Raw genomic sequence first — 17,071 nt, forward strand, 5'->3', positions numbered from 1 at the left:
CTCATGCTTTCCTCCGACCAGACACGGCGCAGCACATCCGTCGAGACACCGACCGGCAATATAGCAGGCGTCGGCGATTGGCTGCGCCTGGCAGCCGCGCCAACCTTCGCCATCATGGCGACTGTCACCCTGGCAAGCGGCGGAGCAGATATGATCTGCTCCGCAATGCAGGACGTTTTTCCTGTGGATGGCATGACGACGATGCACCTGCTGATGTGCGTCTTCCACCTGCCGCCGTGGTTGCGCCTGATTTCCGGACGTCCGGCCGAACCTGGGCGGCCCTGATGCGCAGACCCGGAACTGTCGCTACCGGCTAAGATTCCGGGCGCCAGAGCGTGCTTTGCTCCGCCCTTGTCGACTTCGGGACCTCGTTGCAAAAGGCAATGGCGATTGCACCGAGTGCCTTGCATTGCTCCCTGCCCGCTCCACCTTAAGCCCCGAGTAAAGCCACCCAACCAGACAGGCAATCGGGAGAAGGTCCGTGCCATTCAGTTCCACGATCTCAGCGGCCGCATCGGGACAATTTTCGATCGGCACCATCACCATCAATCGTCTCGGCTTCGGGGCGATGCGTATTACGGGACCCGGTATCTGGGGGCCGCCTGCAGACAAGGCCGGAGCGTTGGCAACCCTGCGTCGCCTGCCCGAGATCGCCGTCAATTTCATTGACACGGCCGATTCCTACGGCCCCGACGTGTCCGAAGAGCTCATCAGCGAAGCGTTGTATCCTTATAAGGGGCTGTTGATTGCGACCAAAGCCGGGCTGACCCGCGAGGGGCCGGACCGGTGGACGCCGAAGGGGCGGCCGGAATATCTTCTCGACCGAGCGAAAGGCAGCCTCAAGAAGCTTCGCATCGAGCGGATCGACTTGTGGCAACTGCACCGCATAGATGCAGCGGTCCCTCGCGAAGAGCAGTTCGGGGCGGTAAAGATGCTCCTGGATCAGGGCCTCATCGCCCATGCCGGCCTCAGCGAAGTGTCGGTTGAAGACATAAAGGCCGCCCGAAAGGTATTTCCCGTGGCGACGGTTCAAAATCGCTACAACCTCGTGGATCGGGGCAGCGAGGATGTGCTGGACTACTGCGAGCGCGAGGGTATCGGCTTCATTCCATGGTACCCACTGGCGGCAGGCGAGCTTGCCCGTCCTGGCTCCATTCTTGACATGCTGGCCAAGAAGTATGGCGCGACGCCAGGCCAGATTGCTTTGGCGTGGGTGCTCAAGCGCAGCCCCGTGATGTTGCCCATTCCGGGAACCTCCAAGGTGAAGCATCTCGAGGAAAATGTTGCGGCCGCTAGCATCGTTCTCGATGAAGGGGACTTTGTAGCCCTGGACGAAGCGGCTCGCCAATCTGGCTCCTAACGCAGACGTGAACCCGAGCGACTTGTCCAACTGGGGCAAGTGCTCTTAGTCAGGCGTTGAGGGCCAGATGAGCGAAGAGATGCCGCGCCTGGTTCGTCAGCCAATCCGGCGACTGGCAGCATAGCACCAGCCGCCGGCTGGCCCATGCGTCGGCAATGCGCACTTCGGATAATGCATGCGACCTGCGAAAGCGCCTTGCGGCCGTGGCGGGAATAATGGCAATGCCTGCCCCGTTGGAAACGAGACGGCATATGCCCTCAAAGCTTCGCACCCGGACGCGCAACTTCAGCTTTCTGCCCAGTCGCATGGCCTGATCTTCAATATGACTTTGCAGCGCTCCGTCCATAAGGCCTATGAAGTCCTGGTCCAGGACTTCCCGGAAGGCGATGTTGGCTTGTCCCGCAAATCTCCACTGCTTGCCAGCAACGATCACCAGTCTGTCCGTGGCGAAATGGCGGAGGTGCAGGTCGCCGGTTTCCACGGCATCGGATAGGATGCCAATCTCTGCGTGGCCGGCCGATATCGCCCGCGCGATCTCAGCACTCTGTCGCTCCTTCAAATCGAGATCGATCGTCGGATGCATGGCCATCCAGGATGCAAGCCGTCCCGGAAGAAACTCCATTATCGCGGCGGTATTGGCGAGTACCTGGATCGTTGCCCGCAATCCTTTGGCATGTTCGCTCAACTCGCCGCGCATGCGTGCCATCTGGCGCTCGATCAGCCGCGCGTGGTGAGCCAAGGCCTCGCCCGCTTGTGTCAGCGATACGCCTCTGCGGCCGCGTTCCAGGAGCATCACGTTGCCGGTGGCCTCCATCGCCCGCAAACGCTCACTTGCGGCCGCAAGCGACAGGCCGACCTCGGCCGCACCACGGGTGATATTGCCCGCCTCGGCAACGGCGAGAAAGAGACGGAGATCAGCAAGGTCAAAGCGCATCCTCGACGATTACACCGGAATCAGCCTTCGGACCAGCCGAAGCCTGGGTTCCGACAATCCGCATTGTGCGCGACGGCAGATCCGCTATTCCCGAGCACATGGAAACACCGCTTGCCCTCCTCGCGCTCATCGCCGTGATCTTCTTCGTTGCCGGGATCGTCAAGGGCATCACCGGCATGGGTTTACCCACCGTGGCGATGGGCTTGCTGGGCTCGCTCGTTTCTCCTCTTGCTGCGGCCGCTTTGCTGGTGATGCCATCGCTCATCACCAATCTCTGGCAGTTGGTGGCGGGACCGAGCTTCGTTCCGGTAACGGTGCGCCTCTGGCCAATGATGCTCGCAATCACCGTGGCGACGATCGCAGGCACCGCCTTCATCACCAGCGGACACAGCAACGGGCCGACCGCCGCACTCGGCGCAGTGCTCATGCTGTATGCGATCTATACGCTCCTCGCCCGGCCACTCAGCGTCTCAGCGCGGCTGGAACGGTGGCTTTCTCCGGCAATCGGCCTTGTGACGGGCATGATCACCGGCGCGACCGGCATTCTCGTCGTCCCAGCGGTCCCTTATCTGCAATCGCTCGACCTATCCCGAGACGATCTCATACAGGCCTTAGGTCTGTCTTTCACCGTCTCGACGATTGCACTTGCCGGCGGACTTGCGTGGCACGGTGAATATCACGCGGGCGCTGTGATGACGTCCGCGATCGCCATCATTCCCGCACTTGCCGGCATGGCTGCCGGACAAGCCATACGCGCAAGGATCGATCCTGCCACGTTCCAAAAGTGGTTCCTCATCTGCCTGTTTGCACTGGGGCTGGAAATGCTGCTCCGGGCGTTCCTGTAAGATCGCAAGGGTCGGAGACTCCCTTTTCGTGTGGGATATCGCTTCGATTGCGCCGCCGCTGAAGTTTTTGTCATCAGGACGTTTTGTCCGGCTGGCATCGCTCTATCTCTCTTCGAAAGAATTGCATCCACCGATCACCATGCGACCGAGCGGAGACCGCCATTTGGCAACGGAAACGGAACTGAAGCTAGAACTGAGCGCCGACGCTGTCGACACGCTGCTGGGATCCGGCTTGCTGGGCGAGCCGGTCTCTGTGGATCCCTTGACCTCGATCTATTTTGACACCCCCGACCACCTGGTGTGGGAGGGCGGCTATTCTCTGCGAATCCGTACGGTTGGCGAAGCGCATGTCCAAACGGTAAAGACGAAGGGCTCGAACAGTGCCATCTTTGCGCGCTCTGAGTGGGAAGCGCCGGTCACAGGCAACACACCTGTGATCGACTACACGACCCCGTTGAAGGCGGAACTTGATATCGACGGCACCGCTTCCGTCGCGCAGTTCTCTACAACAGTAAAACGGCATCGGTGGAACGTCGATCAGGACGGGAGCAGGATTGAAGCCGCGTTGGACATGGGCTTGATCGTCGCCGGCGACCGCCAGATGCAGATACGGGAATTGGAACTGGAGCTGAAGGACGGCAAGCCAAATGCCCTGTTCATCCTTGCCCGCAGAATCGAGGCGCTTGTTCCGATCCGTTTCGGTGTCGTTTCAAAAGCAGAGAGAGGATACCGTCTGCTCGGCGAGCAGGAAACGGCCTGCAAATCGGAGCCCGTGCACCTCGATCGCGATCTGCGGGTTTCTGGTTCGTTCCAAGTCATCGCTGAGGCATGTTTCCGGCAATTCCGGCTGAATGAATCGATCCTCATGGATCGCGCAAACCCGTCGGCACTCCATCAGGCCCGCGTTGCACTCAGACGGCTGCGGTCCGCCTTCTCGCTCTACAAGATGATCCTGGTTGATGTGGAATCCCATCGGCTCAAGGATGAGCTGAGGTGGCTGACCGGTATTCTCGGAACGGCGCGCAACATCGATGTCATGATTGCCAGGGTCGGAAGCAGCGACATCAGAAGCTACCTGCTTGAAGCGCGCGACAGCGCCTATGAGGAGGTGCTGAATGCGCTTTATGGCTCGCGCGCCAAAGCCCTTATGCTTGACCTTAACGAATGGCTCCACTGCGGCGAGTATCTCACGCTGCCGGAAACGGCGGAGATCCGCAACGGACCGGTGGTCGATTTCGCAATCGAGGTTCTCGACCGTCAACGCAAGGCGCTGAAAAAGCGGGGCAAGTCTCTGGTGGAGGCTGACGACGAGCACCGGCACGAAGCGCGAAAGGCCGCGAAGAAGCTCAGATACGCAAGCGAATTCCTAAGCTCGTTGTTCACCAGCAAGCAGGCAGAGCGACGGTACGGCAAGTTTATCAAGTCGATGGAACAACTGCAGGATGAACTCGGTCTTCTGAACGACATGGCAACCGCGCCGACTGTCGTTCAGGACTTGGAGCTGGATTCACATCCCGACGCTCAATCCCTGATTGTCGTTGGCGACCGCGAAAAATTGGTCAACACCGCACAGTCGTCCTTGGATGAGCTGATGGAACGGAAGAGATTCTGGCGGGGATGAACCGGACAAGCCCGACGTCATGCAAGCCTCTTCGCCCCAGGCTGAAGCGGCTTGGCGAACTCAGTTTTGGACTCGCGCAACCTGCGAAGCCGAACAACGTCCGACGAAGCCGATGACAAAAACGGACTGGGATGTGCTGGCAGCCGTTGGCTACACGTTCAACGACACGGTCTTAGCGGTTGCCGGCTATCGCGCCCTCGGCGTCAACTACAGCAATGACGGCTTCACCCATGACATGATCCAGCACGGCCCGATCATTGGAGCGGTCATCCGTTTCTGATCGACGTTCCGGAGTGCGCCAGTCCAGAAAGCGACGCACTCCACAACCGTCTCCTTCCATGTCACACTGAACGGGTCAGGCCGCCGTCGACGCGAATGTTCTGCCCCGTCATGTAGGCTGCTCCCGATGACGCGAGGAACGCAACGGTCGCGGCAATTTCCTCGCTCGTGCCGTAGCGCTTCATCGGAACACTGTCGCGGCGCTCCTCGGTTGCCGGAAGACTGTCGATCCAGCCGGGAAGAACGTTGTTCATGCGAATGTTTTCGGCCGCATAGGTCTCCGCGAATATCTTGGTGAACGATGCCAGCCCGGCGCGGAACACGGCCGACGTCGGGAACATCGGACTCGGCTCGAAAGCCCATGCCGTGGAAATGTTGATGATGGATCCGGCCTTCTGCTTCTGCATGTGCGGCGTCACCAGGCGCGTTGGACGGATGACGTTCAGGAGGTAGACCTCCATGCCGCGGTGCCAGTCTTCGTCTGATATGTCGAGGATGGGTGCGCGAGGACCGTGGCCCGCGCTATTTACGAGCACATCAATGCGTCCCCAAGTGGAGATTGCGAGATCAACGAGCTTATGGAGATCGTCATTTGATTGGTTCGAGCCGGTCACACCGACACCCCCCAATGTTTTGGCAAGTTCTTCGCCCTTACCCGACGATGACAGGATTGCCACCTTGAACCCATCGGCTACGAGACGCTTTGCTGCGGCGGCTCCCATTCCGCTGCCGCCGGCCGTAATCACCGCAACTTTTTCTACTGACATTACAATCTCCTATCTCCAGAGGGGTCCGCACCGATTGCCGTCTGCAGTCGCATGAAAGCGTGATATCACTACGACATCAGCAATGCGAACCACTTCCGCTTCCACTAACCAGTAGAAAATCTATCGAATGGCAGAAGGTATCAGGCGTCTTCCCTCCCTTAACGGCCTTCGCGTGTTCGAGGTCGTCACGCGCCACTTGAACTTCCGTCTCGCGGCCGAGGAGATCGGGGTAACGCAGGGCGCGGTGGCGCAGCAGATACGAGGCTTGGAGGCGGAATTGGGCTTGAAGCTGTTCGACAGGCTCCCGCGAACATTGGCGCTGACCGACGCAGGTCAGAGCTACGTGACAAACGTCCGCCGTGCTTTCGAGCTGATCTCTGATGCTACGGAGACGCTGAAGCCGGAGCAGCTTCACCTGACGATCAGCGTGACGCCAACCTTCGCCTCGAAGTGGCTAATCCCCCGCCTTCCGGACTTCACGGCGGCCCAACCCAACATCGATCTGCGCATCCTGGCGAGTGATCGCATTGCCAACTTCCAAACCGACGCAGTGGATCTCGCGATCCGTTATGGCCGGCTACCCTTCGGATCGGGCCTGAACGCGGAACTTCTCTTCGAGAACGTCCTTGTTGCCGTCGGCAGCCCTTTGCTGGTGGAGAAGCTGGGCCCGCCCGGCCAGGATGGCAATTTCCCGCGCTACCCGCTTCTTCACGACGCCCACGATTCTTGGCCGCAGTTTCTGGAATTGGCGTTTCCGGACGATCTGCCGACGACCGCCAAGAACATCCGGTTCAATCAGACGTCGCTGGCGCTCGAGGCCGCGATTGCTGGCCAGGGTCTCGCTCTGACGAGCACGTTCTTCGTCGAGGACGACATAACGTCGGGCCGCCTCCTGCGCGTGTTGCCGACCGAACTCACTGTTGGTTCCGATTTCTACGTCGTCTCGCCACGCAAGCCCCGTCATCCGGCCTCTGTGGCAGCGGTAAAACGCTGGCTGGCAGACGCTGCAGGCCGGTAACAACCAGCGACAAACACGCCAAGCCTAATACCAGCGTGAGCGATCTCTGACTCTTTTTGAGGTTTCCAAATCAGTTGAGTTCTGAATCAATACCGCAAACGGAGGTTTGCGGATGACATCAGGAATTCCACTGCGCGATGACTTCGACGGCTTCGCTCTTCGGGCGTTGGCCAAAGGCACGAAGGATGCGGCACAGGCTCGGCGGCTTCTTGCCCTTGCCGAAATCTATGATGGCCATTCCCGCAGCGATGCGGCCAGGATCGGAGGCGTGACCCTGCAAATTGTCCGCGACTGGGTTATTCGCTTCAATGCGCGTGGCCCGTCGGGGCTCATCAATGGCAAAGCACCCGGCAATCAAGGAAAGCTTTCCGACGTGCATCGCCAGGCTTTGGCAAAGATCGTCGAAAGTGGCCCGATACCGGCGGTGCATGGCGTTGTGCGCTGGCGGCGCAAGGATCTTGCTCAATGGCTGTTCCAAGAATATCGGATATCCGTCGATGAAACGACCATTGGCCGCGAATTGAAGGCGCTCGGCTTTGCAAAGCTGTCTGCCCGCCCGCGCCATTACGCCCAGAACGAAGGCGACCTGGAGAGTTTTAAAAAAAGTTCCCCGCCACACTGGCAGCCATCAAAGGCAGGCTCCCGAAGAACGTCGAGATTGAGCTCTGGTGGGCCGACGAAGCTCGGATAGGCCAAAAGAACAAGATCACCCGGCGATGGGCACGCAGGGGAACAAGGCCTTCGGCACCACACGATCAACGCACGATGTGGACCTATATCTTCGGCGCTATCTGCCCCAAGAAGGGCAAAGGTGCGGGTCTCGTTCTTCCCTACTGCGACACCAGCGCCATGAACCAGCATTTGATCGAAATCAGCCAGGCCGTCGATGACGGCGCTCATGCCGTGCTGATCGTTGATCAGGCGGGGTGGCATGTCACGCCGAAGCTCGATGTGCCCGACAACATCACACTGCTCTTCCTGCCGCCACGCTCGCCCGAATTAAATCCCGTCGAGAACGTGTGGCAATTTCTGCGTGACAACTGGTTGTCCAACCGGATCTTCAAAGATTACGAGGACATCGTCGCCCATTGCTGCGACGCATGGAACAAGCTGGTCGCTCAGCCGTGGAAGATCATGTCGATTGGAATGCGTGACTGGGCGCACCGGTTTTGATTAGCGCTCGTTGGTATAAGCGTGCAACTGACCCCGACACCGTTCGGGTTACATCGCAGATCGGCAATCGAGGCGTTGTCGAAACGCTTTCATGTGAGGCCCTCTCACAGAGGCGGTGTGCATCGGCACCAGCGTTGAATGCCGACTTGTGGGGAAAGGCATCCAAATTGTGACGGAACGCACAAGCAAAGTCTTGGCATGAGCGGAACCGACTGGTGCCGCTCCGATTTCTATAGTAGCCCTCAGTTTGCAGTCAGAATTGCATGCTACCGTGCGGAAGAACAATCATCGGGATGTCCAGATGACGCGAACAAACATAGGCGTGTTGCAGTTGTCTCTTCTAGCCTTGGTGCTGGCAGGATGCACGAAGGTCGAACCCCTGGAAACCGCCGCCGTCACACAGTCAATCCCGTCAGCCACGAAGACGGATCAGGCGGTTATCGCAGACGCAGTCAGCCGCGGCCCCGTCGGAGTGAAGCCCCTTGCCTGGGCAAACCCATCAACGGGAAGTGTTGGCGTGATTGAAGAAATCGGCGTTGATCCTGAAAGTTCGTGCCGCGCCTTTGTGACGACCCAGCGCACGCTCGAGGGAGAAACCCGCTTCAAGGGTCTCGCCTGCCCGTCGGGCGAGTCTGACTGGAAGCTCGGTCCGGTACGATAACCGCGATGCCCCCGTCCTCGAGCCGAACAGCCGACTCGAGCTGCTTTAGCGTTCTCCTGCGCAGGTCGTCGCAACGGCGCTTCTGCTTCCTTATTGCCGGCGATCGCGGGCCGGCGCGCGCCGGTGTCTCATATTCGACCAGGCGCGATCGCCCGCAGCTCAGGCGCATGATCGGCGCCGTCGGCCTCGAGACGGAACACGGACGGACGTTCGCGGAGACGCGCGGCTTGCCCGGCGAGGATGGCGGAGGCGGCGTTGCTTTCCTCCACCATTGCAGCGTTTTGCTGCGTATCCTGGTCCATGCGCCACCGCGGCCTCCTCCTCGAGCTTTGCGTTGGTGATTGCAGACTGACGGAAGACTTCGAGCGCCCTCGCCACGAGGCTGCGCTCCGACAAGATCAGGCGTTTTCCCTCGTATGCCGCCGCTCCAGTTTTGGAGGTGGCACCCATTTCATCAACTGTCCCATCTGGCGAGGTTCCAGCTGAAGAAGGATGCGCGGACGCAGCTGAGAGCCGCGTCCGCGCGAGAGCTGCCGATCAGACGAGGTCGAAACGATCGGCGTTCATGACCTTGGTCCAGGCTGCGACGAAGTCCTTGACGAACTTCTCCTTGGCATCGGACTGGCCGTAGACTTCGGCAAGGGCGCGAAGCTGCGAGTGCGAACCGAAGATCAGGTCGACGCGGGTACCGGTCCACTTGAGCTCGTCCGTCTTGCGGTCGCGTCCCTCGTAGATGCCCTCCTTGCCGGCAACGGGAGACCACTGCGTGCCCATGTCGAGCAAGTTGACGAAGAAGTCGTTCGTCAACGCCTCTGGACGCGACGTGAAGACGCCGTGCTCGGGCTCGCCCGCCCTCAGCACGCGCAGCCCGCCGACGAGAACCGTCATTTCCGGTGCGGTCAGCGTCAACAGGTGCGCGCGGTCGACGAGAGCCTCTTCCGGCTTCATGAATTGCCGGCCGCCGACATAGTTGCGGAAACCGTCGGCGCGCGGCTTAAGCGCCGCGAAGGAGGCCACATCCGTCTGCTCCTGCGAGGCATCCGTGCGGCCAGGCGTGAACGGCACGGTGACGTCACGACCTCCAGCCCTTGCTGCTTTCTCGACACCGGCTGCACCGGCAAGAACGATCAGGTCGGCGAGCGAGATCTTCTTAGCCCCAGTCTGGGCAGCATTGAAGTCTTTCTGGACGCTTTCGAGGACGCCAAGCACCTTGGCGAGCTGCGCCGGCTGGTTGACTTCCCAGTCCTTCTGCGGCGCAAGCCGGATGCGCGCGCCATTGGCGCCGCCGCGCTTGTCGGAACCGCGGAAGGTCGAGGCGGACGCCCAGGCGGTCGAGACCAGCTCCTGCGCGGTGAGGCCGGTTGAGAGAACCCTCTCCTTCAGGGCAGCGATGTCCTTGTCGTCGACGAGCGGATGATCGACGGCCGGGACCACGTCCTGCCAGATCAGGTCTTCTGCCGGGACTTCCGGACCGAGATAGCGAACCTTCGGTCCCATGTCGCGGTGGGTCAGCTTGAACCATGCGCGGGCAAAAGCGTCGGCGAACTGATCTGGGTTCTCGAGGAAGCGGCGCGAGATCTTCTCATAGGCCGGATCGAACCGCAGTGACAGGTCGGTGGTCAGCATGGTCGGGAGATGTTTCTTCGACGCGTCATAGGCATCCGGAATGGAAGCGTCGGCATCCTTGGCCTTCCACTGCTTCGCGCCGGCCGGGCTTGCAGTCAGCTCCCATTCAAAGCCGAACAGGTTTTCGAAGAAGAAGTTGCTCCACTTCGTCGGGGTCTGCGTCCAGGTCACTTCCAGGCCGGCGGTGATGGCGTCCTTGCCGACACCGGTACCGAACGTGCTCTTCCAGCCGAGGCCCTGATCCTCGATCGCGCCGCCTTCCGGCTCGGCACCGATCAGCGATGGATCGCCGGCACCATGCGTCTTGCCAAAGGTATGACCGCCGGCGATCAGCGCCACGGTCTCCTCGTCGTTCATCGCCATGCGCGCAAAGGTTTCGCGGATGTCGTGGGCAGCTGCGACCGGATCGGGATTGCCGTTCGGGCCTTCGGGATTGACGTAGATCAGGCCCATCTGCACGGCGCCAAGCGGCTCCGAGAGCTCGCGTTCACCGCTGTAGCGTTCGTCGCCCAGCCAGGTGCCTTCCGGACCCCAGAACAGTTCCTCGGGCTCCCAAACATCCGCACGGCCACCGGCAAAACCGAACGTCTTGAAACCCATGGATTCCAGAGCGACGTTGCCCGTGAGGATCAGCAGGTCGGCCCAGGAGATCTTGTTGCCGTATTTCTGCTTGATCGGCCACAGCAGGCGGCGGGCCTTGTCGAGGTTGGCATTATCAGGCCAGCTGTTGAGAGGCGCGAAGCGCTGCTGGCCGGCACCGGCACCGCCGCGACCGTCGGTGATGCGGTATGTGCCAGCACTGTGCCAGGCCATGCGGATGAACAGGCCGCCGTAGTGACCGAAGTCGGCCGGCCACCAGTCCTGCGAATCGGTCATCAGCGCGTGAAGGTCCTGCTTCAGCGCGTCGAGGTCGAGCGTCTTGAATTCCTCGGCATAGTCGAACGCCTTGCCCATCGGATCGGCAAGACCGGAATGCTGGTGAAGAATCTGAACGTCCAGCCGGTCCGGCCACCAGTCGCGGTTGGATCGACCACGGGGCGTATTGCCATGCGCAACGGGACATTTGCCTGCGCTGTCGGGTTTCTGGTCCATAACGTTCTCCTTGATTGCTTTGAATTTTCTGCCGTCCAAAGGGAGCTTTGCCAAACCACCCGGCCCGGCCGAGCTGCGCCGTTCCCGAATGAGGCTTTGTGCTCGAGCCGAAGACACCGGTCGACGCGCATCCTCCCTTTGCTTCTTCATATCGGAAGCTGATCATAATTCTAAGTTAGATTTACTGATCGTTACGATAACCTAAAATTATGAAAATCCTGAGGGCCCACAGCGCAGCGTTTCTGACTTGGACGCGAGCACCGTGGCATGCCGTCGGGTTTTTGGCGTTGGCAAAAACATTGCCTACCGCGGGCTGTGCGTAGCGCTTCCATGCAGCCGAGGGCCGTGGCCAAGACGTTCGGATTTTAACGCCTCGCTGCCCGGCTGACCGGCGGTGGCCGGCTTCCGGAGGGTGGCCGCCATCATTCCCCTACAGACTCCCGCCTCCATCACAAAACTCCCCGGGCGCATCACCGTCGCATGTCCATTTGACAGATATCCTACAAGTGGATATGTGTCTCTTGTCTGAAACTTTTGCAGCGGGATTGGCATGCCACTCAAGACCATGAAGCCTTTGACGAGAGCCCCGCTGCTGCATGTTTCCGTGCAGGAGAGCCTGCGCGCATACATCAACGACAATGGCTTGAAACCGGGCACCCTTCTGCCGGCCGAGAGCGAGCTCGCAGCCCAGCTCGGCGTCAGCCGCAACTCCCTGCGCGAGGGCATCAAGGCGCTTGAATCTCTCGGTGTGCTGGAATCGCGTCGCGGCGTCGGGATCTTCGTCAAAGCGTTCTCCTTTGAGCCGCTGCTCGACAATCTTGCCTATGGTCTTGGCGGCGCGCTTCGCCAGATCGAGGAAGTCATCGAGATTCGCCGGACGCTCGAGGTCGGTCTGATCGGCAAGACGCTGGGGACGATCAGCAAGGACGACATTGCCGAGCTTCGCGCCGCCGTCAACCGCATGAAGGCGCATGCGGAACGTGGCGAAGCCTTCGCCGAGGACGACCAGCTCTTTCATCGCCTGCTGTTCCGCTGCCAGCAGAACGAGACGCTGAGCCGGCTGATCGACGTGTTCTGGCTCGCTTTCTACAAGGCCTCGGATTTCGTCAATCTCGACAATGTCGATCCGATGGCCACCTGGCGGGATCACGCCGCCATTGTCGATGCCGTCGAGGCCCGGGACCTGGAGGAGGCCCGCCGGCGTCTCGACCACCACTACGAGGGCATCGCCCGAGTTATCGCAAACAACAAGACAAGTTCAAATGTGGGAGGAACGCAATGAAAACTCTGTCTCGACTTTCGGCGATCGCGATCGCTGCGATGATGGCAACAACCGTCGCATCGGGCTTCACCCGCCCGGCACAATCCGCAACCCTGTCGGGCGGTTTCGACGTCGGCCCCGGTGGCTTCCAGGGCAATTTCAATCCGCTGGCCGCGACCGCCGGCTTCACCTGGCTCAGCATCTATTTCGAGCCACTCGTCGCCTACGATGCGAAGCTGCAGAAGACGGTCGGCGTCCTTGCCTCCTCCTATGAGATCAGCCCGGACCAGCTGACCTACGCGTTCAAGCTCGCCGACGCGAAATGGCACGACGGAAAGCCATTTACGGCAAACGACGCCAAGTTCACGATCGGGCTCGCCAAGAACGCCAAGACCGGCTCCGTCCTGGCAGCCCGCCTGTCACCGGTATCGGCGGTCGAGGCTCCCGATGAACATACGCTGGTCATCAAGCTCAGCGCACCATCCGCGAGCCTCATAGATACGCTTACCAAGGTGATGATGCTGCCCGAGCATGCGCTGTCGTCAATACCGGCCGACCAGCTCGCCAAGAGCCCGTGGTGGTCGACGTCACCGATCGGCACTGGTGCCTTCAAGTTCACCAAATATGTCAACGACCAGTACGTCGAACTCGCCGCCAACACCGATTACCGGGGCGGTAAGCCGGCTCTGGAGAAGATCATCAATCGCTACTTCGCCGATCCGGCGGCCGCGATCGCCGCGCTTCGCGCCGGCGAGATTCAATTCACCTATGTCGATTCCAACGATGTCCCGACGTTCAAGGATGACACGTCCTTCCAGGTGATCGAAGGCAACTCGTTCGTCGTCAATTACCTGGGATTCAACCATGAATCACCGATCTGGAAGGATTTGCGTGTCCGTCAGGCCGTGATGCACGCGATCAACCGCGATGCAATCATCCAGAGCCTCTACGGAGGCGCCGCCAAGCCGGCCAACTGCGCCTACGTCGCCGACCAGCTCGTGCCGAAGGATATCGACCCCTATGCCTACGATCCCGAAAAGGCAAAGGCGCTTTTGAAAGAAGCGGGCTGGGACGAGATCAATGGTGGCAAGCCGATCACGCTTTTGACCTACTACACGACGCCATTGGCGACCAACGTGCTCGCTGCGGTTCAAGCGATGCTGGCGCAGGTTGGCATCAATGTCGTGCCGCGCGCAGTCGATGCTCCGACCTATAACAGCATCGTCCTGAAGCCGGATGCCGATATCTCGCAGTTTCAGCTGGTCTATGCCGGTCTGCAAAACGGACCGGATGCCGGCAGCATCAATGTCGGGCTGAATGAAAAGCAGATTCCGCCCGCCGGCCCGAACGTCGTTCGCGCCCGCATACCCGATCTGACTGCCGCGCTCGACACTGCCCTTGCCGAGCCCGACGCGGCAAAGCGTGACGAACGCTACCGGCAGGTCTGCAAGGTCATGAACAGTCAGCTTCCCTGGGGCACGCTCTGGGTGGCGAACCGCTATGGCGTCGTCTCCACCAAGGTCAAGGATTTCGTCTGGACCCCCGCTCCCGGAGGCGGTCCCTACGAGGCCGATCCGCAACATTGGTCGATCGCTGAATAAGGCCGCCCATGGTACGAGAGGGTGGCGTTCGCCACCCTTTCAGGACGGAGTTGCAATGCTGACATTTAGCCTCCGGCGCTTGGCGATCGGGATAGGCATGCTGCTCGCGTTGAGCATGCTGATTTTCCTTCTGCTGCGCCTCACCCCTGGTGATCCGATCGATGCCTATATCGATCCGAACATTCCGTTGTCGCCGGCTGATCTGGCTGAACTGCGCAGCAGGCTCGGCCTCGATCAACCGCTGCCTGTGCAATACCTGGCCTGGCTGCAGCAGGCGTTGACCGGCAATCTCGGCTACTCGATCAAGCGCATGGATCAGCCGGTGCTCGGCCTCGTGCTGTCACGCATCGGTCCCACCATCCTGCTCATGGGAACGGCTCTCGTCATCTCAATTATTGTTGGCATCGCCACCGGCATCGTAAGCGCCGTGCGACGCAATTCGGTCACCGACGTTTCGTTCTCGGTGCTTGCGCTTGCCGGCATTTCAAGCCCGGCTTTTCTCAGTGCGTTGATCGGACTTTACGTCTTTGCCGTACGGCTCAACTGGATGCCATCTGGCGGCATGCTGACACCCGGCGAGCCGTTCTCGGTCCTCGATCTGCTGCATCACCTGATCCTGCCTGCCTGCCTGCTTGCAGTCGCCCAGGCAGCGTTGATCATGCGCTACATGCGCGCCTCCCTATTGGAAGTGCTCAATCAGGACTACGTGCGCACGCCGCGGGCCAAGGGCGTCATCGAATTCTGGGTGATCGTCAAGCACGCCTTGCGCAATGCGCTGCTGCCTGTTGTCACGCTCATCGGTTCGACCATCGGTCTTGCCATCGGCGGCGCCATCTTCATCGAGAGCGTCTTCAATTGGCCGGGCATGGGTCTGCTGCTCGTCGATTCGGTCGAAACCCGTGACTATCCGGTCATCATGGGCGCCACACTCATCATCGGAGCCTGCGTCATCGTGGTCAATCTGCTGACGGACATGACCTATGCGGTGATCGATCCGCGCATCAAGGTGGGCTGAGCATGCTGGCCAGAACCCCCACCCGCAGTCCCGGTCCTCTCGCCCGCGCGCTCGACCGCTTCCTGATCAACCGTGCTGCCGTTTTCGGCGTCTGCCTGGCTCTTCCTGTGTTGGCGATGATCCTGTCCTACCCGCTCTGGTGGACCTTCAAGCCAAACGACATTGACCTATTGGCGATGAACAGCGGTCCAAGTTCCAAACACGTCTTCGGCACGGACGGCGTCGGACGCGACGTGTTTGCGCGCGTGATGGAAGGCGGACGCATCTCGCTCCTCGTGGCCGTTGCCTCGACGCTGCTGTCAGCGATCATCGGCTTTCTTTTCGGCGCCGTCTCCGCCCTTGCCGGCCGCTGGGCAGACGCCGTCGGCATGCGGTTTGTCGATCTCGTCATGACGCTGCCGCCCGTGATTTTTCTCCTTGTGCTCGCCTCGATCGCCGGCACGGGCATCTGGCCGACCGTCCTCGTCATTTCGCTGCTGTCCTGGCCGCTCCTGGCATGAATGGTGCGCGCGCGGCTCCTGGAATTGCGCGAGCGCGACTTCGTCATCGCCGCGCGGGGAATGGGCGCTGGCCTGCCGCACCTCCTCTTACGGCACGGTCTGCCGAACTCGATCGATATCCTGGTTGTCTACGCCACGCTGCAGATCGCCAACGCCATCCTGCTCGAAGCCGGCCTTTCCTTCCTTGGTCTCGGCATTGCCCCGCCGGCCGCCAGCTGGGGCAACATGCTGAACGCGGCCCGCTCGACGGCGGTGCTTGAACAATATCCCTGGCAATGGCTGTTCCCAGGCGGGGCTCTCATCCTCGCGGTTCTTGCCATCAACTTCATCGGCGACGGTCTTCGGGACGCTTTCGACCCTCGCGCTGAACTAAACTGATCATTCGAAAGAAGAGACAATGACAAAATTCAAGGGTGTAATTCCTCCAGTCGTGACGCCTCTCAATGCGGATTTCACGGTCGATTATCCGTCCTATACGCGGGTTCTGGAGCATCTTATCGACGGTGGATGCCACGGCGTTTTCGTGCTTGGTTCGACAAGCGAGGTAATCTTTCACGACGACAAGACGCGCCGCCAGATCATCGAGCATTCGGCAAAGGTGGTGAACGGGCGCGTACCGTTGATCGTCGGCGTCATAGATGCGACTACGGATCGCGTCATTCATCACGCAGACGTCGCCAAGCGGGCGGGCGCCGATGCCGTGGTTGCCACCGCGCCGTTCTATACCGTCACCAGCCAATCGGAAATCCTCGACCACTTCCGCTTTATCCGTGACGCCGTCGACGTACCGCTCGTCGCCTACGACATTCCGGTCTGCGTGCACGTCAAGCTGCAACGCCAGACGACGGTGACCTTGGCCAGGGAAGGCACGATCATCGGCCTTAAGGATTCCAGCGGCGACGACGGCAATTTTCGCTATGCCCTGCTCGATCTTGCCGACCGGCCGAACGTGTTCCTGATGACCGGTTCGGAAATCGTCGTCGACAATGCCTTGCTGATGGGGCCCATGGCGTTGTTCCTGGCATCGCCAATGTCGATCCGCATGGCTATGTGCGCCTCTGGAACGCCGCCCAGCGTGGGGACTGGGTCGCCGCGCGCAAGGAGCAGGAGCGGCTCTGCCGTCTCTTCGAAATCGTCTGGGTCGCCCAGGGCCGCGTCAGCGGCGGTGCCTCCGGCATTGGTGGCTTCAAGACCGCAATGAAGAGCCTCGGCATTATCGATACCGCCGTCATGCCGCGTCCGCGCGCCGCCCTCAATGAAGCAGAGACGGCAAGGATCAATGAGATCCTGCGTGCAACCGGTCTGCTTGGCGGGTGAC

The 17,071-nt window shown here is 60.6% G+C and carries 15 protein-coding genes and 2 pseudogenes; 13 read left to right on the plus strand and 4 right to left on the minus strand.

Annotation, left to right across the window (positions count from 1 at the left end; all coding sequences use genetic code 11):
* Nucleotides 1-3: 3 nt before the first annotated feature.
* Both WGT02_RS17640 and WGT02_RS17645 read left to right on the plus strand, forming a co-directional pair.
* The gene (locus tag WGT02_RS17640) at nucleotides 4-285 is read left to right on the plus strand and encodes a hypothetical protein (protein WP_208249795.1); all 282 of its coding nucleotides are present in this window, start codon (nucleotides 4-6) and stop codon (nucleotides 283-285) included.
* Nucleotides 286-481: 196 nt separating this feature from the next.
* Complete coding sequence (locus tag WGT02_RS17645; protein ID WP_024316113.1) at nucleotides 482-1,360, plus strand: aldo/keto reductase; 879 nt, start codon at nucleotides 482-484, stop codon at nucleotides 1,358-1,360.
* 49 nt (nucleotides 1,361-1,409) lie between these two features.
* On the opposite strand, the gene WGT02_RS17650 is transcribed toward WGT02_RS17645, so the two are convergent.
* The gene (locus tag WGT02_RS17650) at nucleotides 1,410-2,294 is read right to left on the minus strand and encodes a LysR family transcriptional regulator (RefSeq protein WP_024316114.1); all 885 of its coding nucleotides are present in this window, start codon (nucleotides 2,292-2,294) and stop codon (nucleotides 1,410-1,412) included.
* A gap of 98 nt (nucleotides 2,295-2,392) precedes the next feature.
* Between WGT02_RS17650 and WGT02_RS17655 the strand changes: the two genes are divergently transcribed.
* The 3 genes from WGT02_RS17655 to WGT02_RS17665 all read left to right on the plus strand — a co-directional run bounded on the left by WGT02_RS17655 (nucleotide 2,393) and on the right by WGT02_RS17665 (nucleotide 5,040).
* Nucleotides 2,393-3,139, plus strand: coding sequence for a sulfite exporter TauE/SafE family protein (locus WGT02_RS17655; RefSeq protein WP_208250565.1), 747 nt, complete (start codon nucleotides 2,393-2,395; stop codon nucleotides 3,137-3,139).
* A 28-nt stretch (nucleotides 3,140-3,167) separates the two neighbouring features.
* Nucleotides 3,168-4,760 (plus strand): CHAD domain-containing protein, encoded by a 1,593-nt coding sequence (locus WGT02_RS17660; protein WP_225039728.1) that lies wholly within the window; start codon nucleotides 3,168-3,170, stop codon nucleotides 4,758-4,760.
* 112 nt (nucleotides 4,761-4,872) lie between these two features.
* Nucleotides 4,873-5,040, plus strand: a complete 168-nt coding sequence (locus WGT02_RS17665) for a hypothetical protein (RefSeq protein WP_208250608.1) — start codon at nucleotides 4,873-4,875, stop codon at nucleotides 5,038-5,040.
* Nucleotides 5,041-5,101: 61 nt separating this feature from the next.
* On the opposite strand, the gene WGT02_RS17670 is transcribed toward WGT02_RS17665, so the two are convergent.
* Nucleotides 5,102-5,806: an SDR family oxidoreductase gene (locus tag WGT02_RS17670; RefSeq protein ID WP_208249794.1), complete on the minus strand. Its 705-nt coding sequence runs from the start codon at nucleotides 5,804-5,806 to the stop codon at nucleotides 5,102-5,104.
* Between the two features lie 127 nt (nucleotides 5,807-5,933).
* Between WGT02_RS17670 and WGT02_RS17675 the strand changes: the two genes are divergently transcribed.
* The 3 genes from WGT02_RS17675 (at nucleotide 5,934) to WGT02_RS17685 (ending at nucleotide 8,658) form a co-directional block, all read left to right on the plus strand.
* The gene (locus WGT02_RS17675; RefSeq protein ID WP_208249792.1) at nucleotides 5,934-6,824 is read left to right on the plus strand and encodes a LysR substrate-binding domain-containing protein; all 891 of its coding nucleotides are present in this window, start codon (nucleotides 5,934-5,936) and stop codon (nucleotides 6,822-6,824) included.
* 112 nt (nucleotides 6,825-6,936) lie between these two features.
* A protein-coding gene (locus WGT02_RS17680) for an IS630 family transposase (protein WP_208245220.1) occupies nucleotides 6,937-7,997 on the plus strand; the annotation gives its coding sequence in 2 pieces (ribosomal slippage) (nucleotides 6,937-7,429 and nucleotides 7,429-7,997; 1,062 coding nt in all).
* Nucleotides 7,998-8,298: 301 nt separating this feature from the next.
* The gene (locus WGT02_RS17685; RefSeq protein WP_024316116.1) at nucleotides 8,299-8,658 is read left to right on the plus strand and encodes an RT0821/Lpp0805 family surface protein; all 360 of its coding nucleotides are present in this window, start codon (nucleotides 8,299-8,301) and stop codon (nucleotides 8,656-8,658) included.
* 128 nt (nucleotides 8,659-8,786) lie between these two features.
* Here WGT02_RS17685 and WGT02_RS17690 read toward each other — a convergent pair whose 3' ends face one another.
* Together WGT02_RS17690 and katG are read right to left on the minus strand one after the other, a co-directional pair.
* On the minus strand, nucleotides 8,787-8,960 hold the full coding sequence (locus WGT02_RS17690; protein ID WP_375678629.1) for a hypothetical protein: 174 nt from the start codon (nucleotides 8,958-8,960) through the stop codon (nucleotides 8,787-8,789).
* A gap of 235 nt (nucleotides 8,961-9,195) precedes the next feature.
* Nucleotides 9,196-11,376, minus strand: coding sequence for a catalase/peroxidase HPI (gene katG / locus WGT02_RS17695; protein WP_208249790.1), 2,181 nt, complete (start codon nucleotides 11,374-11,376; stop codon nucleotides 9,196-9,198).
* Nucleotides 11,377-11,926: 550 nt separating this feature from the next.
* Between katG and WGT02_RS17700 the strand changes: the two genes are divergently transcribed.
* The 5 genes and pseudogenes from WGT02_RS17700 (at nucleotide 11,927) to WGT02_RS17720 (ending at nucleotide 17,070) form a co-directional block, all read left to right on the plus strand.
* Nucleotides 11,927-12,658, plus strand: a complete 732-nt coding sequence (locus WGT02_RS17700) for a FadR/GntR family transcriptional regulator (protein WP_208249789.1) — start codon at nucleotides 11,927-11,929, stop codon at nucleotides 12,656-12,658.
* On the plus strand, nucleotides 12,655-14,238 hold the full coding sequence (locus tag WGT02_RS17705) for an ABC transporter substrate-binding protein (RefSeq protein WP_024316119.1): 1,584 nt from the start codon (nucleotides 12,655-12,657) through the stop codon (nucleotides 14,236-14,238). Before WGT02_RS17700 ends, WGT02_RS17705 begins: the two co-directional genes overlap by 4 nt.
* 55 nt (nucleotides 14,239-14,293) lie before the next feature.
* Nucleotides 14,294-15,253, plus strand: coding sequence for an ABC transporter permease (locus WGT02_RS17710; protein ID WP_208249787.1), 960 nt, complete (start codon nucleotides 14,294-14,296; stop codon nucleotides 15,251-15,253).
* A gap of 2 nt (nucleotides 15,254-15,255) precedes the next feature.
* A pseudogene (locus tag WGT02_RS17715) lies at nucleotides 15,256-16,131 on the plus strand (ABC transporter permease).
* A 19-nt stretch (nucleotides 16,132-16,150) separates the two neighbouring features.
* Nucleotides 16,151-17,070: pseudogene (locus tag WGT02_RS17720) on the plus strand (dihydrodipicolinate synthase family protein).
* The last annotated feature ends 1 nt before the right edge of the window (nucleotide 17,071 follow it).

Origin of the sequence: Rhizobium sp. T1470, assembly GCF_042140505.1 — a bacterium.
In the GTDB taxonomy this organism is placed as follows: Bacteria; Pseudomonadota; Alphaproteobacteria; order Rhizobiales; family Rhizobiaceae; genus Rhizobium; species Rhizobium favelukesii.

Bases quoted from the DNA above. Each gene is read 5' to 3' on its own strand.
- WGT02_RS17640 (WP_208249795.1), top strand. From the start codon at position 4: ATGCTTTCCTCCGACCAGACACGGCGCAGCACATCCGTCGAGACACCG.
- WGT02_RS17650 (WP_024316114.1), bottom strand. From the start codon at position 2,294: ATGCGCTTTGACCTTGCTGATCTCCGTCTCTTTCTCGCCGTTGCCGAG.
- WGT02_RS17655 (WP_208250565.1), top strand. From the start codon at position 2,393: ATGGAAACACCGCTTGCCCTCCTCGCGCTCATCGCCGTGATCTTCTTC.
- WGT02_RS17665 (WP_208250608.1), top strand. From the start codon at position 4,873: ATGACAAAAACGGACTGGGATGTGCTGGCAGCCGTTGGCTACACGTTC.
- WGT02_RS17670 (WP_208249794.1), bottom strand. From the start codon at position 5,806: ATGTCAGTAGAAAAAGTTGCGGTGATTACGGCCGGCGGCAGCGGAATG.
- WGT02_RS17675 (WP_208249792.1), top strand. From the start codon at position 5,934: ATGGCAGAAGGTATCAGGCGTCTTCCCTCCCTTAACGGCCTTCGCGTG.
- WGT02_RS17685 (WP_024316116.1), top strand. From the start codon at position 8,299: ATGACGCGAACAAACATAGGCGTGTTGCAGTTGTCTCTTCTAGCCTTG.
- WGT02_RS17690 (WP_375678629.1), bottom strand. From the start codon at position 8,960: ATGGACCAGGATACGCAGCAAAACGCTGCAATGGTGGAGGAAAGCAAC.
- katG (WP_208249790.1), bottom strand. From the start codon at position 11,376: ATGGACCAGAAACCCGACAGCGCAGGCAAATGTCCCGTTGCGCATGGC.
- WGT02_RS17700 (WP_208249789.1), top strand. From the start codon at position 11,927: ATGCCACTCAAGACCATGAAGCCTTTGACGAGAGCCCCGCTGCTGCAT.
- WGT02_RS17705 (WP_024316119.1), top strand. From the start codon at position 12,655: ATGAAAACTCTGTCTCGACTTTCGGCGATCGCGATCGCTGCGATGATG.
- WGT02_RS17710 (WP_208249787.1), top strand. From the start codon at position 14,294: ATGCTGACATTTAGCCTCCGGCGCTTGGCGATCGGGATAGGCATGCTG.